Source organism: Dryocola clanedunensis subsp. sulfonylureivorans (assembly GCF_016756775.1).
GTDB lineage: Bacteria > Pseudomonadota > Gammaproteobacteria > Enterobacterales > Enterobacteriaceae > Dryocola > Dryocola clanedunensis.
The window spans coordinates 215,872-231,804 of sequence record NZ_JAERMU010000004.1; the positions used below are offsets into that span (position 1 = coordinate 215,872).

Sequence of the window (15,933 nt, forward strand, 5' to 3'; positions counted from 1 at the left end):
TTATTTCTGACCGATTTGCATAGCTAACTGAATCGAGACCGCCATGCTCTCAGACTTGGCTTTACCTGTCCACGCAATATCAAAAGCAGTGCCGTGGTCTGCGGAAGTGCGGATAAAAGGTAAGCCAGCGGTGATATTTACCCCGTCATAGAAACCAAGCAATTTCAGGGGGATATGTCCCTGATCGTGATACATCGCCACCACCATGTCATACATTCCTTCATGGCACTGCATAAAGACGGTATCCGGCGGACAAGGCCCGACGACGTTAATACCCTGCGCCTTCATGGACTCAATGGCCGGGGAGACAATCCGTATCTCTTCATCGCCGAACAGGCCATTTTCCCCGGCGTGAGGATTCACCCCAGCCACGGCAATACGCGGATTGTTATACCCCACGCGCTTAAGAAAAGTATCCGCTACGCTGATAACCGTTTTAATCCGATCCCCATTAAGGGTATCGAGGAACTTACGCAGCGCTATATGCGTGGTGATATGAATAACCTTTAACTTATCGGTATAGAGCACCATTGCGTAATCCTGGCTCTTTGTTAAATAAGCCAGCAGTTCGGTATGGCCTGGGTAATTATGCCCGGCGAGATGCAGAGCTTCTTTATTCAAAGGGGCCGTAGCGATAGCTTTTACCTGCCCGGCCATTGCCAACTCGGTGGCTCGCTTCACACAGCGGTACGCCAGATCTCCCGCCTGTGCCTGCACAGCGCCCGGCTTCAGGGCATCAGGATCGGCCAACGGTTCATCCAGCACATTGATCACATCCTTAGAGAAAACAGCTTCTGAGACATCCCCTATAACGCGCAATTCCGCATCAGGCGTGATCCCGGCATTCTGCACTCGGCGCAATGTCTGCACGCAGCCGACCACTATCACAGGCGCTCCCGACAACTCCCCTTCAACCAGCGATTTAATAATAATTTCCGGACCAATGCCGGCAGGATCGCCCATGGTTACAGCAATAATATCAGTCACTCATTTTCTCCTCGATAAACTTCAGAACCTGCAGCAAGGTCGCGTCGTCGCCAAATCCCCCTGCTTTTGTCATGACCGGACGTTGCCAGCAGCCGCCCAGAAATTTGCCGTAAGGCACACAGCCCGCGACGCGACGGCTAAGCCGAAAACCATTTGCACCCAGCGCGTGGGCTACGGCCATGGCAACATCACCGCCGGATAGATAGAGCGCGGCGGGAGGCGCTTCGCCGATAGCGTCGCGGGTTAACGCTGCCAGAAAAGAACAGATAAGGTCCCCCAACTGCGACCTGTTAAGCCCCTGCACCGCACACAGGGCATCAATTTGCTCACGTGCCGCCAGGGTTGGTGCCGTGTGGACGACGCAGTGACGGCCAGCGCGCAGTGACTGCTGAAGTTTTTGCAGATAGGGCTGCCTGTTGCCGCTGAATACATCCTGCAGATCAATAGCCACCGTACAAACCCGTGGATGCCCCTCCAGCAGCGCAACTTGTCTTTGCGCGGTATCGCTCATCGATCCGACAACCGCCAGCAGCGAATTTGAAATGGGAAAAGCAGGGAAAAGCTTACGGGTCAGTGCATCGCATAATCCTGCCGACCCGACCAGCAAAGGACGGATACGCACATCCGCAGCCGCCTGTGCAATAGCATCAAGGTCTTCATCCGTCTGCGCATCAACAATAAAGGCGCAGGGTTCAGCCTCCGCAGATCTCCTGAGCATGGTTGATAATTGAGCTGGGGTTGTCATCACGCAGCGAATAGCGCTCTGCATGCCGATGATGGCTGCCAGATCGGAACTGAGCACCGGTGTTTTAGGGTCGCTGGCAAATTCCGTCCCTAAAAGAGGCACCTCGTCGACATAGCATCTTCCACCACGAAGGGTCCGCCCCGCCGCAGGAAAAGCCGGAGCGATAACCGCACTCCTCAACCCCGTCGCCGCCATCATTGCCGTTAATTCAGCGCCGATGTTGCCGCGCAGGGTCGAATCTATTTTCTTGATGACCCAGCCCGCCCCGAACGCGTGGCTGACTTTCTGCACCAGCTCGCTTACCGAAGCACCAGCCTGCTCTGCACTTTGCGCCCGGCTGTCACTATTAAGCACTACGACCTGAGCCGCGCCTTCCCAGGCTGAGTTAAACACGACATCCACGACGGCCCCCGCCTCAGCGAAGCTGACCCCGGCATCGTTGGCGCCGGTAAAGTCATCTGCCATCACAAGAATTTTTTCGTCTGCGACCTTCATGCCCGTACCCATATTGATTCCGTGTTCCTGCTATTGATTATATTCAATCACATTTGATTAAGTGTGAGCAAGTTCAAGTTATTCACTTCGCGAATAAATTATAAAATTAGGCCATACCGTCAGGTAATCAAAGATCGAGTGATTGAAATTAATCACCACACAAAATGACAGGAGAAGGTTGTGGTAACAATAAACAGTACCTTGATAAGCGGCGCAGGGGCGACGGCCGCCCTCGCCCCGCTGGTTGAAGGGAAACAGAAAATCGTGCTGCTAACGGATGCCAACATCAGCAGGCTTCCTGCGATGCAGCAAATTCATCAGCTGCTGAAAAAGCAGGCTTGCCAGGTCCAGCTCGTTGATACGGTGCCGGCGGAGCCAAACCAGCATCAGGTGGCGGCTATCCTCGCCTCGCTGAACGATACGCAGGCAGAGATGGTTATCGGCGTCGGGGGCGGAAGCGTGCTGGATGTTGCCAAGCTGCTCAGCGTACTTTGTCATCCCAGCTCGCCGGGGCTCACCGCGCTGCTTGCGGGAGAGAAACCCACACACCGCGTAGCGTCTCTACTGATCCCGGCGACGGCAGGCACAGGCTCTGAATCCACACCGAATGCCATTCTGGCGATCCCGGAACAAAACACCAAAGTCGGCATTATTTCACCGGTCATGCTGCCGGACTATGTTGCGCTGCTCCCTGAGCTGACCACCAGCATGCCCGCACACATTGCCTCCTCAACGGGGATAGATGCGCTATGCCATCTGATTGAGTGCTTCACCGCAACCTGCGCCAGTCCGCTCAGCGATAACGCCGCGTTAATGGGGCTGCATAAACTCTTTCGCAATCTTGAGGTCGCCGTCGAAAATCCGCACAACCTCAACGCTCGGCTAGAAATGTTATGGGCATCTTATTATGGCGGTGTCGCTATAACGCATGCCGGTACCCACCTGGTCCATGCCCTCTCCTATCCTCTTGGTGGCACTTACCATCTGCCTCACGGCGTGGCAAACGCCATTCTGCTGGCGCCGTGCATGAAAGCGATCCGCCCGCACGCTATCGACAAATTTGCCCAGGTCTGGGACTTAATTCCGAATGCCGACCTTTCCCTGAGCAACGAGGAAAAGTCACACGCGCTGGTGCATTATTTCCAGGATCTCGTCAAAAGGCTGAACCTGCCGGATAACCTGGAAACGCTTGGTGTTCCGCAAAGCGCTATCCCCGCCCTCAGCGATGCGGCCCTTAACGTTAAGCGGCTAATGAATAACGTTCCCTGCACCGTAAATCACGCCGATATCCAGGAAATTTACCAGGCTTTGTTCCCTAAAAATTAGCGCCGGAGAAGAGAATAATGAAGAAGAAAATCGAAGGTGTCCTGACCGCGATTGTGACCCCTTTTGAAAGGGATGGTGCGTTAAATACTCCTGAGTTAGCTAATCAGGTCAATCGCCAGCTGGACGCAGGCAACGGCATTTTTTGCGGCGGTACCAACGGCGAGTTTTTCGTGCTCAATGAGAAAGAGAAAATCGCCGTCACCGAAACCTGCGTCACGACCGTCGCAGGCCGGGCAAACGTCGTGGCCCATATCGGTGAGATCTCCACTCGCGAGACGATCCGCCTGGGGAAAGAGATCGAAAAACTGGGGGTGGACGCCGTTTCGGTCATCACGCCTTACTTCGTGCCGCTCAAGCAAGATGAATTAATTGCCCATTACAGCGCTATTGCCGACGCGCTCAGCGTACCCGTTTTTCTGTACAACATTCCGGCGCGCACGGGAAATACCCTCGAGCCGCAAACGACCCGTACATTAGCCCGCCACGGCAATATCATCGGCATTAAAGACAGCGCCGGCAGCTACGCAAGCCTGAGCGGTTTCCTCGAAGCGGTAAAAGATATTGACCAGTTTGACGTGTTGAATGGCCCTGATTCGCTGATTCATCAGGGCTTTGTGGAAGGATGTTCAGCCTGCATCTCCGGGCTGGCGAACGTCGCTCCCCGGCAAATCAATGCTATCTGGACGGCGTTCAAAGCCGGGGACATTTCCGCTTCGCAGCAGGCGCAGGAAAATGTCACCCGCCTGCGCACTGACCTCTACAACGTGGCTTTCTCACCCGCCGCCGTGAAACAGGCTCTGCTGCTGATGGGCTACCCCGTCGGGGAAAGCCGCTACGCCGTGCAGTTTAGCGAGCAGATGAATCAACAGATCCGCCAGATAGTGACCCAGTCGCTGATGTAGGCATAAATTCGTCATAAACCTGACCAGGCGCTCCTGCGCCCTGGCTTCGTACGCCCTGAAGAGAGGCTGAGATGAACAATTTTACCGCTGAAGATACTTTAATTATTGTTGGCCTGGTGATTGCCTATATCGTCTTTACATCCTGGCTAACCTACCGGTTACGCAGTAAAAATACTGGCGATTTCATGGAAGGCTCGCGCGCTATGCCAGCCTTTCTTGTCGGCATCCTTTTGATGTCGGAATACATCGGTGCTAAATCTACCATTGGTACTGCACAGGCGGCGTTTGAACACGGTATCGCTGCTTCCTGGTCGGTGATTGGCGCAGCCATTGGCTTCCCGATATTTGGTTTCGTGCTGGTCAAACGTATCTATAACACCCGAAAAATTACTATCTCCGGGGCTATCGCGGAGAAATACGGCACCAGCACCAAAAACATCATCTCGATCATTATGATCTACGCGCTGCTGCTGGTGAACGTGGGGAACTATGTCAGCGGCGCTGCGGCTATCTCCACTATCCTGAAAATTAATCTGCCCGTTGCCGCGCTGATTACCGCGGTGGTCAGTACATTCTACTTTGTCTTCGGCGGCATGAAAGGGGTTGCCTGGGTGACCTTGCTGCACAGCATCCTGAAGTATGTCGGCATCCTGATCATCATGGGCTTCGCGCTGTACGAAACTGGCGGCTTCACCCCGATGATCCAGCACATGCCTGATTTTTACTGGACATGGGATGGCGATCTCGGTGCCAGCACCATTTTCGCCTGGCTGATTGGTACGGTCGGCTCCATCTTCTGCACCCAGTTCGTTATCCAGGCCATCTCCTCAACAAAAGATGTCAAAGCGGCCAAACGCTCAACTATGATCGCGTTCTTTTTCTGCTTGCCGATTGGTTTAGCCATTGCCGTCATCGGCGTTGCCGCTAAGTTTTTACACCCTGAAATCAGCAGCCTGTATGCCATGCCGATCTTCCTGCAGGATATGAACCCGTGGCTGGCGGGGCTGGTGACCACGGCGCTTGTCGCGTCGATTTTCGTCAGCGTCAGTACGGTTGCTCTGGCCATCTCCTCGCTGGTCGTCAAAGATTTTTACGTCCCTTATTACCAACCTACCCAGGAGCAGGAGTTCAAAGCAACGCGCTGGATCTCTTTGCTGATTGGCTTTGTGCCGCTGATCTTCGTGCTGGTGGTTCCTGAAGTGTTGAAGCTCTCCTTCTTTACCCGAGCCATTCGCTTATCGATTTCCGTGGTGGCGGTCATTGCTTTCTACGCCCCGTTCTTCAAAAGCGCCCGTGGTGCTAACGCGGGGCTAATAGGGGCCTGTGTTGTCACATCTGTCTGGTACTTACTCGGCGATCCTTTCGGTATCAACAACATGTACATCGCCTTGCTCACTCCGGCTGTCATCATGGCAATTGACTATTTAATTCCGAATAAAAACGATCGCAAAAATACTACCCCCGCTGAAAATAATGGAGTCTGACATGTCTGCTGCTGTAATTCGTGATGGTGTTATCCGACCAGTGAAACAGGATCCTCAGCTATTAACAGCAATGCTGCCTTCGCCATGCCCGCAGAACCACGCGGCTAATTTATTGCCGCTGCCGGATGGCAGAGTGCTTTGCGTCTGGTTCGGCGGCACGCAGGAAGGGGTGGCGGATATTTCGGTCTGGAGCGCTTGTCTCATGCCGGGTAGCGAACGCTGGAGCGAGGCCGTCAGGCTGTCGGATGATCCTACGCGCTCGGAGCAAAATCCGCTCCTTTTCCTGGCCCCGGACAACGTGCTATGGCTGCTGTGGACGGCGCAAATTTCCGGCAATCAGGAAACGGCGATTGTGCGCTATCGTCAGTCAACCGACTTCGGGCAAAGCTGGGGGGAGACTGGCGTATTACTCGACGAGCCGGGCACATTTATCCGCCAGCCAATCACCGTGCTGGAAAATGGCAGCTGGCTGCTGCCGGTCTTTTACTGCCGCACCCGTGCCGGTGAAAAATGGGTGGGCAATGACGATATCAGCGCCGTTAAATTATCCAGCGACCAGGGCAAAACCTGGCGGGATATAGAGGTGCCGGGGAGCCTGGGGTGTGTCCATATGAATATTACGCCGCTCACCAGCGGGACGCTGATTGCGCTGTTTCGCAGCCGCTGGGCCGATAATATTTATTACAGCCAGTCCACCGATAACGGCGAAAGCTGGTCAAAACCCGAGGCGACGGATTTACCCAACAATAACTCCTCCATTCAGGTGACGACGTTGCACAACGGCGAGCTGGCGCTGGTGTTTAATGCCATGAATGCTGCGGGAGCGACCGAGCGCCGGGCTTCACTTTATGATGAAATCGATGATGGCGATGACAGCCGTAAAGAACCGACAGTGACGTCCGGCCGCACCGCCTTCTGGGGGGCGCCACGCGCGCCGATGACGGTAGCCATCTCCGCTGACGGTGGCAAAAGCTGGCCATGGCAGCGCCATCTTGATGAAGGTGACGGCTACTGCATGACCAATAACTCGCAGCAAAAACTGAACCGGGAATTTTCCTACCCAAGCATAAAGCAGGACTCGCAGGGAATGCTGCACATCGCCTACACCTATTACCGTCAGGCCATCAAATATGTCCATCTTTCCCCTGAGTGGGTGAAGGAGAGCCAACAATGATCATCGGCGATCTTAACGCCCTGCCGCAGGCAGGGCTGCCCGCTGCGCTACGCTGTATTCTGGACAGAGTGGACACCTCACTCAACGCCCTTCAACAGCGGGCAGACGGGCGCTGGCAACCCGAGGGAGTGGCCTGGTTTTGTAATATTGGCTCCTCTCTGACGCAGCCAGAAAACCTTCGCCATACGGAATATCATCGCGGCTGGGCTGATATTCAGGTCATCCTCAGCGGAGAAGAACTGATCCATGCCGGATGCCTGTCCGCCGCAAGCCCTTCGGATGAAGAGCGTAAACCCGATCTTTTCATCACGCCTGGGGCACCGGACTGCGTGACGATAAAACTCAGGGCCGGGAATTTTGCCGTTTTTCTGCCCGGCGAACCTCATCAGGCCCTGTGCGCATTGCGGCAACCGGCTGAAGTGCGGAAGGCGGTCTTTAAAATCCCACGCTCGCTGCTGGAGGCCTGATATGCGTCATGCCATCGTAACGGGTGCCAGCTCAGGGATTGGTGAAGCGATCGTTGATCTGCTTCTCTCCCAGGGCTGGAGAGTCACCGGCCTGAGCCGCAGGGTGGTCAACAAAGACTGCGCGCAATTCCGCAGCATCGCCATCGATCTCATGGACACACAGGCATTACCAGACGCTTTGGGCAATATTGATCAACCCCATGCGGTTATCCATGCGGCAGGTATGATGGCCGCCGCACCGCTGGGTGAACTGAACCCGGAGATCGGCAGGCAGCTCTGGCAGCTGCATGTCAGCGTCGCCGAAGCGCTGGTCAATTACTACGCGCAGAAATTACCGCATGGTGGCAGGTTCATCATCATTGGCAGTCGGACGTCAAAAGGGGCCGCCGGGCGGTCGCAGTACGTTGCCACAAAAGCCGCGCTGGTCGGCATGGCCAGGAGCTGGGCGGCAGAACTGGCTCCGCTGGGGATCACGGTCAATATCGTGGCGCCGGGCGCAACGGAAACCCCGATGCTGCAAGCGCCGGGCAGAAGCAGCTCCCCGCCGTCCGTTCCCCCCATCGGGCGTCTGATCTCCCCGCAGGAAGTTGCTGCGCTGGTCAGCTTTTTATTATCGCCTGAAGCCGCGGCGATTACGGGCCAGGAGCTGGTGATTTGCGGGGGGGCATCGCTGTCATGACAATCCGCGCGTCTCTACCCGGGTCGCCTGCCATTTACCTCCTGGCAGAGATTAATGGCTAAGTTCTTTTGCTATCAGAGCAATGGAGACAAGGCCAGCGGAGCACTCTTCGTCATTCGCAAGCGTAGTCGTCATGACGTTGACAGGCTCGCCGGAATTCGTCACAAAATGGATACGATAGACCTGCTGGTAAACGGTATCTGTACCCGCTTTGCCTTTAACAGGCATTGTCGCTATCAGCTCGGTTTTGGTTTTCGTGTCATCAAGTTGACCCGCTGTAAAACCAAACTCCGCAAGCCGAACCTTTGTCGTTTGGGTGGGCCAGCGCTGGATACCAGAACAATCCGGGCCGGAAGAAGCCCCCCAACAAGGCAGGCTGAGAAAAACCACCGTGATTCCTGCGGCTACCTGACGGTTAATAAATGGTCGTTGCTTTCCCATATATGCGTCCTTACATTGAACGGAAAGATAATGCAGCCGTGACTGACCTTACCGGGATGAACAATGCTGTCGCCATGAATCAAAAAGTCTTCACGATCGCACATCGTATTTGAGCTGTCAGGAATCAGCCGCATCGTATATCCCTTGGTACGCGGGTGAAAAAAAGGCTTACCAATTTTATAACGTCCTCGTGGTAGCGGCCCTGAATCTTTCACACATTCAAACGCTGGATTATTCATATAAGGACCAAAGCCAGCATAACCACCCGAGATTCGTTCTTCACCTCGCGATAAAATCCCATCGTTGACAGTATAGACCCACATCATAATAACCTTTATTAATAAATAGAGTTAAGATGGTAACGCCAGCAAGCCATAAATAATCGAGTACAAATTCTTTAAACTGAGCGAAGATAAATTCGCAAAATAAATTTACTGAGCCAGGTTATGCATATTTTATATTATTAGATTAATGATAATTTAAGATTTGCGAGTTCCCTCGCAGTAATAAACCAACAATCTTCTTATCTGGAAATATCGATTGTCAGCTGAAAACCAATTTGATTATTCTGTTTGGGCACCAGCAAAATCTGGTGCCGGGCGTAGGAACCCGATGGAACCAACAGCGACAATGAACGCACCAGCGTATTTTTAATTGTCGCGGCACCAACACACCTTTATCCTGAGTAACGGTGACGTTGGTGGGTAGCCTTCGGGCTGGCCGGTTTCTGTTGAGTTCCTCGGCTTCCTACCCCCATCAACGTCACCCCCATGAGCGTAGGAACTCATGAAGTGACGATCTTAAAAACTCAGCAAAGATTATCGTCATGAATACAGTTAACACAAAAGTTCATTTAAGCCCTTCCCCAGTCCCTATGACACTGGACCTGTTCGAACTGCTGGACGCCTGCGAAACGCTTTCCGACGAGCTGACTGAATACAGCAGTCCTGCTCATCGGCAGGCTTTATATATCCGCCTGGCTGAGTGCCTTGAAGTAATGAAAGATGAGCTGGAAAGGCCGTTATCTCAGTATCTGATTGATCGACTGACGGCAGAGAAGTTAATAGATACCCAGCCTCAGCATCTCGCCGAGGATTCAGAGTTGCTGCGTCAGTATTGCTACGCGCTGACTCAGGTGCTGATGAGTCAGAGGCAAACTGCCGAGGTGAACGAGGTGCTGAATGGATTGCTCTTTGAGCTGGTGAATTTACTGATTGAGGATTTGGTTGCGCCGAGATTTTAAAGCCGGTCAGCAATCTGAGGCCGGATAATTACCCGGCCTCTTTTTAGTCGCTTAGCTTCGTTGATTACCCGTCACGCGAGGTCAGGCAGCCGTCACCGGTTTTTGCTCGTTCTTCACCTGCGCGTTTTCCAGCATGCGGCGTACAGGTACGATAAGCACCAGCAGTACCGCTGCGCAGATCAGCAGCGCAATAGAGCAGCGGGCGAAGAGATCCGGCAGCATATCCAGCTGATCGGCCTTCACGTGGCCGCCGATCAGGCCCGCCGCCAGGTTGCCCAGCGCGCTGGCGCAGAACCACAGCCCCATCATCTGCCCGCGCATTCTTTCCGGCGCCAGCAGCGTCATGGTTGCAAGGCCAATCGGGCTCAGGCACAGCTCACCCAGCGTCAGCATCAGAATGCTGCCGACCAGCCAGAATGGCGACACGCCTGCTCCGCCGCTGTTGAGGACGTTTTCTGCCGCCAGCATCATCAGGCCAAAGCCCGCCGCGGCACATAAAATACCGATAACAAATTTGGTGATGCTGCTCAGGCGCACGTTTTTCCGCGCCATTGCCGGCCATGCCCAGCTGAATACCGGGGCCAGCAGAATGATAAACAGCGCGTTGACTGACTGGAACCACACCGCAGGGATTTCAAAATCCCCCACCATGCGGTTGGTATAGTCATTCGCGAACAGGTTAAACGAGGTTGGTTTCTGCTCAAAGGCGGACCAGAAGAAAGCGGCGGAGACCAGCAGAATAAAACAGACCAGCAGCCTGGCGCGCTCCTTGCGATTCAGACCGGCAAACATAAACAGATAGATAAAATAGAGGGCCACCGAAGCGGCAATCACATAGACCAGCACGCTGGCGACCGCGACGGGATTGATAACCACAATACCCTGCGCAATCAGCGTCACAACGACCGCTACGCCAGCCGCCAGCGCCAGTAGCCAGGCACCCACGCCATTTTTCTTCGTCACCGGGCTGTTCCAGGTTGAATCCAGGCCAACTTCGCTGTCGTAACGTTTCATCGCCGGAACGGCAAAGACGCGGAAAATCACCAGCGCGACCAGCATCCCTATCCCGCCGATACCAAAGCCCCAGTGCCAGCCGTGGGTTTTTATCAGCCAGCCGGAGATCAGCGGCGCGATAAAGGAGCCCATGTTGATACCCATATAGAAGAGCGAGAAGCCGCCGTCGCGGCGCGCATCGCCTTTTTTGTACAGCGTCCCCACCATCACCGAGATACAGGTTTTGAACAGGCCGGAACCGAGCACGATAAACATCAGGCCGATAAAGAACAGGCTGTCGCCCATCATGGCGGAAAGCGCAATCGACAGATGGCCGAGTGCGATTAGGATCGAACCGTACCAGACCGCTTTCTGCTGGCCGAGCCAGTTGTCTGCCAGCCATCCGCCCGGCAGCGCCGCCAGGTACATGCTGCCCGCGAAGATCCCGACGATGGCAGAGGCATTTTCACGCGCCAGCCCCATGCCGCCGTCGTAAACGGTCGCGGCCATAAACAGGATCAATAAGGGGCGAATGCCATAAAACGAGAAGCGCTCCCACATTTCGGTGAAAAACAGCGAGCCCAGCGGATAAGGATGGCCGAAGAAGGTCCGGCTTTCGTTTTTGTTAACAGAGGATTGCATAAAATCTCCATGAGGTGTGTCGGCGTGCCGGTAAGCACCAGAATGCCCGGCGGCTTTATGAATAACGGCCGCTCTTTAACATCAAGCTATGATTATTTGACCATTTGATAACTGGTCGGTGGTTTTGTCTAGTCCTTATCCCAGAACTTTAAGATGAAAATTCGATGATTGTCTACTTTTGCAGATTTTTTGTCGGGTGGGAGAGGATAGTGATTGACATGAGTGCGGTATCAATAAATCACACATTTTCCATTTACAATCATAACGTTAAAACAGGATGGTGATTTTTTTGCGATACAGGAGGGCTGTCGGACCAACGTTTTGCCTGGGTTCACATTCATAGCTGGGAATAAAAGCACCCTGGTCGCGCGACTATTTGCGTGTAATAAAAATCTCAAAGTGGGGTGCTGAAATTAATCCTTTAGCCGATTCTTATTGCCAGGCTCTCAAGCGTTCTCAGTATCAGACTTTTTTTTGACCAGATGGCTTCGCCCTCCAGAGTGATAGTGCCTCTGTCGCTTAACGCAGTGGCGAGGCTCTCAGCCTGGTATTGTGCCAGTAGTTGACCGATACACTGGTGCGCACCCGCACCAAACCCCAGCTGGCGTTGAGCATTCTTTCTGCCGGGCATAAAACGCCATGCCTCCTCAAAAACATGTTCATCTCTGTTAGCCGAACCAAGACAAAGCAGAACGTTATCGCCCACGCTGAGCTGGCGACCCAGCAGCGTCACCGGGGCCTCGACCTTTCGCCTGGCCATCTGAAGCGGCGACTCAAAGCGCATGGTTTCAATGACGATATCTTTCATGCGCAGGGAGTTATTTTTGACACGTTCCTGTAGCTCAGGATGCTGTGCAAGCATAAATAGCAGGTTTCCGGACAAAGCTTCACTGGTTTCACTCCCGCCAATTAGCATCGTGACACAATCGGTGCTGAATCGCTGCGAAAGAGTCTCTTCATTGCCACCATATCCTTTGAGCAGACTGCGATAAAAAAGCGAGTCATACCCCTTCCTGTGCGCCTGTGCCAGACGACAAAAACTCTTATCCAGATGTGAAAGCGCCTTTAAAAGTCGTTCAAGCCCCTGTCTGTCAATGGCGCTGGGATCGAGTAATAACCGAATTGCATTTCTCTCCTGCTCAACCACTTCCTGCTGCTCTTCCGGCAGGTTGAGCCAGGCAACAAAAAGCTTTCCCCAGAGAGGGGCGGCAATCTGGCCAATTCCGTCTAAGGTGTTGACGCCATTAAGCTCCGCCACCAGCGAATTCGCTTCGCGAGAAATAATGTCGGTTAAGGCCACCCATGAGTCACCCGAAAACAATGCCTGTAGCGCCTGACGGTGCTCCCGATGAACGCCACCATCTTCAAACAGCACGATGCCGTAAAGAAGGGATCGCAAAGCAGGAGAGAGGCTGAGGCTCCGTTTTTCCAGTTCAGCATGCAAATCTTCAGGGATTCCCGAAGAGATGAAAGAGCGCTCTCTCAGAGCCTGATAAACATCCTTATAGCGAGTGAGTACCCATGTTTTACCTATTCGCATCACCGGCTGGTGAGTTCGCATGTGATGATAAACGGTATGAAGATTTTCCTGAAAATCAGGAGATGCAGGGTTAAACCGAAGTGCTTTATCGAGATATGCCATAGGTGGGACCCTCGTCACAGGATGACTAACCTTTGAGTTAAGCAGGGATATGTTTCACTGACATTATTGCGACTGCGGTTAGTGGGACAACTTTTCTCGCTACGCCTTAAACGATGGACTCTCCTTTAGCTTGTCAGTATTGACACTGAGAAGGAGATGGACTCAAAAGAGTGTACTGACAAACAGTACACGTCCCCAAAATGAAAGGGTAATAACTTATCCGTATTACCCTTCTTCAATCACCCCCGAACCGTATCGTCCCCAAAGCCTATCCACTTATAGGTGGTCAGCGCTTCCAGACCCATCGGGCCACGGGCGTGCAGCTTCTGGGTGCTGACTGCAACTTCCGCGCCCAGGCCGAACTGCGCGCCGTCGGTGAAGCGGGTTGAGGCGTTCACATATACCGCAGAGGAATCCACTTCATTAACGAAGCGATTCGCGTTGCGCAGCGTGCGGGTCAGGATGGCGTCCGAATGCTGGGTGCCGTGCTCGCGGATGTGGTCGATGGCTTCGTCCAGATCGGCGACCACCTTCACGTTCAGATGCAGAGACAGCCACTCATCATCGTACTCTTCCGCTTTCACCGGCAGCGCTTCCGCCGGGCCATTTTGCAACACCGGCAGGGATTTTTCGTCCGCGTGTAGCGTGACGCCGGACTCCGCCATCTGCTTGCTGAGCGCGGGCAGGAAGGTGTCGGCAATGCCCTGATGCACCAGCAGCGTTTCCACCGTGTTGCAGGTGCTTGGCCGCTGAGTCTTGGCGTTAACGATGATTTTCAGCGCCGGTTCGATTTCCGCCGTGTCGTCCACCACGATATGGCAGACGCCAATTCCGCCGGTGATCACCGGAATGGTGGACTGCTCGCGGCAAAGTTTATGCAGGCCCGCGCCGCCGCGTGGGATCAGCATATCGACGTAGCGATCCATCTTCAGCAGCTCGTTGACCAGCGCGCGGTCAGGGCTTTCAATCGCCTGTACTGCCGCCGCCGGCAGGCCGCATTCCACCAGCGCCTGCTGGATAACTTTCACGGTGGCTGCGTTGGTACGCCACGTCTCTTTGCCGCCGCGCAGGATCGCCGCGTTGCCGGTTTTCAGGCACAGGGAGGCGACGTCTACGGTGACGTTAGGCCGCGCTTCATAAATCACGCCAATCACGCCCAGCGGCACGCGGCGACGCTCGAGGCGCAGGCCGCTGTCCAGCAGCCCGCCGTCAATCACCTGCCCTACCGGGTCGCCGAGGTTGCAGACCTGACGCACGTCGTCGGCGATACCTTTCAGGCGTGCCGGGGTGAGCAGCAGGCGGTCGAGCATCGCTTCGCTCAGGCCGTTGGTGCGGGCTTCCGCCACATCCTGCTCGTTGGCAGTGAGTATCTGTTCAGCCTGCGCTTCCAGGTAATCCGCAATGCGTTGCAGCACGCGGTTTTTCTCAAGGCTTGAGAGCAGTGCCATTTTGTAAGAGGCCGCTTTGGCGGCTTTGCCCATCTGTTCCAGCATTGCCCGCTCCTTAGTTAACGATCATGTCGTCACGATGCACCGCCACCGGGCCGTATTCATAGCCGAGGATCGCACCGATCTGTTGTGAATGGTGGCCCGCCACGCGACGCAGCGCATCGCTGTTGTAGCGGCAGACGCCATGGGCGATGTCGCGCCCTTCCAGGCTGCGAATGCGGATGACTTCGCCACGGGAAAAGTTGCCCGTCACGCTTTTGATCCCTTTAGGCAACAGAGAACTGCCACGCTCGAGGATGGCGGAGAGCGCGCCGTCGTCCACGGTGATTTCACCCGCAGGTGGCGCGCCGAAGATCCAGCGTTTGCGGTTCTCCAGCGGCGACTGCTGCGCGTGAAAGCGCGTGCCTACTGGCGTACCCGCCATCACATCGCCAATCACGCCAGGCTTACTGCCTGCTGCAATAATGACGTCGATGCCCGCACGGCAGGCAACGTCTGCGGCCTGTAGTTTGGTGCCCATGCCGCCCGTACCCAGGCCCGAGACGCTGTCGCCCGCGATGGAGCGTAGCGCGTCGTCGATGCCGTGAACTTCTTTAATGAGCTCCGCTTCCGGGTTATTGCGCGGGTCTGCGGTATAGAGGCCCTGCTGGTCGGTCAGCAGCAGCAGTTTGTCCGCCCCGGCCAGAATAGCGGCCAGCGCAGAGAGATTATCGTTATCGCCGACTTTGATTTCTGCGGTAGCCACCGCATCGTTTTCGTTGATGATCGGCACGATGTTGTTATCGAGCAGCGCACGCAGGGTGTCACGCGCGTTCAGAAAGCGCTCGCGGTCTTCCATATCGGCACGCGTCAGCAGCATCTGCCCGACGTGGATACCGTAAATAGAGAAGAGCTGTTCCCACAGCTGAATAAGGCGGCTCTGCCCAACCGCCGCCAGCAGTTGCTTGGAGGCGATAGTGGCGGGGAGTTCCGGGTAGCCCAGATGCTCGCGCCCGGCGGCAATGGCCCCGGAGGTAACAATAACAATGCGGTGCCCGCTCGCGTGCAGCTGCGCGCACTGGCGCACCAGCTCAACGATGTGGGCGCGGTTCAGGCGGCGTGAGCCACCGGTTAATACGCTGGTGCCAAGTTTAACGACCAGCGTCTGGCTATCACTCATGATTCTCTGCCGTTTTAACGAAAGGGGGAAAATTAAAGACCAACTGACGTTGTATCAGGACTCACGCGCCTTGCCAACAGGCTGAGAGGGAAATCACACAACTTCC

General features: G+C 54.8%; 15 protein-coding genes. 7 read left to right on the plus strand and 8 right to left on the minus strand.

Annotated elements, in window-relative coordinates; translation table 11 throughout:
- Positions 1-987, minus strand: coding sequence for a D-threonate 4-phosphate dehydrogenase (locus tag HYQ67_RS05825; protein WP_202302274.1), 987 nt, complete (start codon positions 985-987; stop codon positions 1-3).
- The gene (gene dtnK, locus HYQ67_RS05830) at positions 980-2,227 is read right to left on the minus strand and encodes a D-threonate kinase (RefSeq protein ID WP_202302275.1); all 1,248 of its coding nucleotides are present in this window, start codon (positions 2,225-2,227) and stop codon (positions 980-982) included. The genes HYQ67_RS05825 and dtnK overlap by 8 nt, the downstream gene beginning before the upstream one ends.
- 180 nt (positions 2,228-2,407) lie before the next feature.
- Between dtnK and HYQ67_RS05835 the strand changes: the two genes are divergently transcribed.
- From HYQ67_RS05835 to HYQ67_RS05860, 6 genes are all read left to right on the plus strand, one after another.
- Positions 2,408-3,553, plus strand: coding sequence for an iron-containing alcohol dehydrogenase (locus HYQ67_RS05835; RefSeq protein ID WP_202302277.1), 1,146 nt, complete (start codon positions 2,408-2,410; stop codon positions 3,551-3,553).
- A gap of 17 nt (positions 3,554-3,570) precedes the next feature.
- Complete coding sequence (locus HYQ67_RS05840) at positions 3,571-4,455, plus strand: dihydrodipicolinate synthase family protein (RefSeq protein ID WP_202302279.1); 885 nt, start codon at positions 3,571-3,573, stop codon at positions 4,453-4,455.
- A 71-nt stretch (positions 4,456-4,526) separates the two neighbouring features.
- The gene (locus HYQ67_RS05845; RefSeq protein WP_202302281.1) at positions 4,527-5,939 is read left to right on the plus strand and encodes a sodium:solute symporter family protein; all 1,413 of its coding nucleotides are present in this window, start codon (positions 4,527-4,529) and stop codon (positions 5,937-5,939) included.
- Position 5,940: 1 nt separating this feature from the next.
- Complete coding sequence (locus HYQ67_RS05850; RefSeq protein WP_202302283.1) at positions 5,941-7,113, plus strand: sialidase family protein; 1,173 nt, start codon at positions 5,941-5,943, stop codon at positions 7,111-7,113.
- On the plus strand, positions 7,110-7,580 hold the full coding sequence (locus HYQ67_RS05855) for a NanQ anomerase/TabA/YiaL family protein (protein ID WP_202302285.1): 471 nt from the start codon (positions 7,110-7,112) through the stop codon (positions 7,578-7,580). The genes HYQ67_RS05850 and HYQ67_RS05855 overlap by 4 nt, the downstream gene beginning before the upstream one ends.
- Position 7,581: 1 nt before the next feature.
- Positions 7,582-8,259 carry an SDR family NAD(P)-dependent oxidoreductase gene (locus HYQ67_RS05860; RefSeq protein ID WP_202302287.1) on the plus strand — a complete coding sequence of 226 codons (678 nt, stop codon included), beginning with the start codon at positions 7,582-7,584 and terminating at the stop codon, positions 8,257-8,259.
- Between the two features lie 51 nt (positions 8,260-8,310).
- On the opposite strand, the gene HYQ67_RS05865 is transcribed toward HYQ67_RS05860, so the two are convergent.
- Positions 8,311-8,700 carry a hypothetical protein gene (locus tag HYQ67_RS05865; protein WP_202302289.1) on the minus strand — a complete coding sequence of 130 codons (390 nt, stop codon included), beginning with the start codon at positions 8,698-8,700 and terminating at the stop codon, positions 8,311-8,313.
- Positions 8,664-9,026 carry a tlde1 domain-containing protein gene (locus tag HYQ67_RS05870; protein WP_202302291.1) on the minus strand — a complete coding sequence of 121 codons (363 nt, stop codon included), beginning with the start codon at positions 9,024-9,026 and terminating at the stop codon, positions 8,664-8,666. Before HYQ67_RS05870 ends, HYQ67_RS05865 begins: the two co-directional genes overlap by 37 nt.
- A 500-nt stretch (positions 9,027-9,526) precedes the next feature.
- Here HYQ67_RS05870 and HYQ67_RS05875 point away from each other — a divergent pair, with 500 nt between their 5' ends.
- Positions 9,527-9,943: a hypothetical protein gene (locus tag HYQ67_RS05875; protein ID WP_202302293.1), complete on the plus strand. Its 417-nt coding sequence runs from the start codon at positions 9,527-9,529 to the stop codon at positions 9,941-9,943.
- 81 nt (positions 9,944-10,024) lie between these two features.
- Here HYQ67_RS05875 and HYQ67_RS05880 read toward each other — a convergent pair whose 3' ends face one another.
- From HYQ67_RS05880 to proB, 4 genes are all read right to left on the minus strand, one after another.
- Positions 10,025-11,578 (minus strand): peptide MFS transporter, encoded by a 1,554-nt coding sequence (locus HYQ67_RS05880; protein WP_202302295.1) that lies wholly within the window; start codon positions 11,576-11,578, stop codon positions 10,025-10,027.
- 421 nt (positions 11,579-11,999) lie between these two features.
- Positions 12,000-13,220 (minus strand): cytochrome P450, encoded by a 1,221-nt coding sequence (locus tag HYQ67_RS05885; protein ID WP_202302297.1) that lies wholly within the window; start codon positions 13,218-13,220, stop codon positions 12,000-12,002.
- Positions 13,221-13,459: 239 nt separating this feature from the next.
- Complete coding sequence (gene proA / locus HYQ67_RS05890) at positions 13,460-14,713, minus strand: glutamate-5-semialdehyde dehydrogenase (RefSeq protein ID WP_202302299.1); 1,254 nt, start codon at positions 14,711-14,713, stop codon at positions 13,460-13,462.
- Positions 14,714-14,723: 10 nt separating this feature from the next.
- Complete coding sequence (gene proB / locus HYQ67_RS05895) at positions 14,724-15,827, minus strand: glutamate 5-kinase (protein ID WP_202302301.1); 1,104 nt, start codon at positions 15,825-15,827, stop codon at positions 14,724-14,726.
- Between the last annotated feature and the right edge of the window lie 106 nt (positions 15,828-15,933).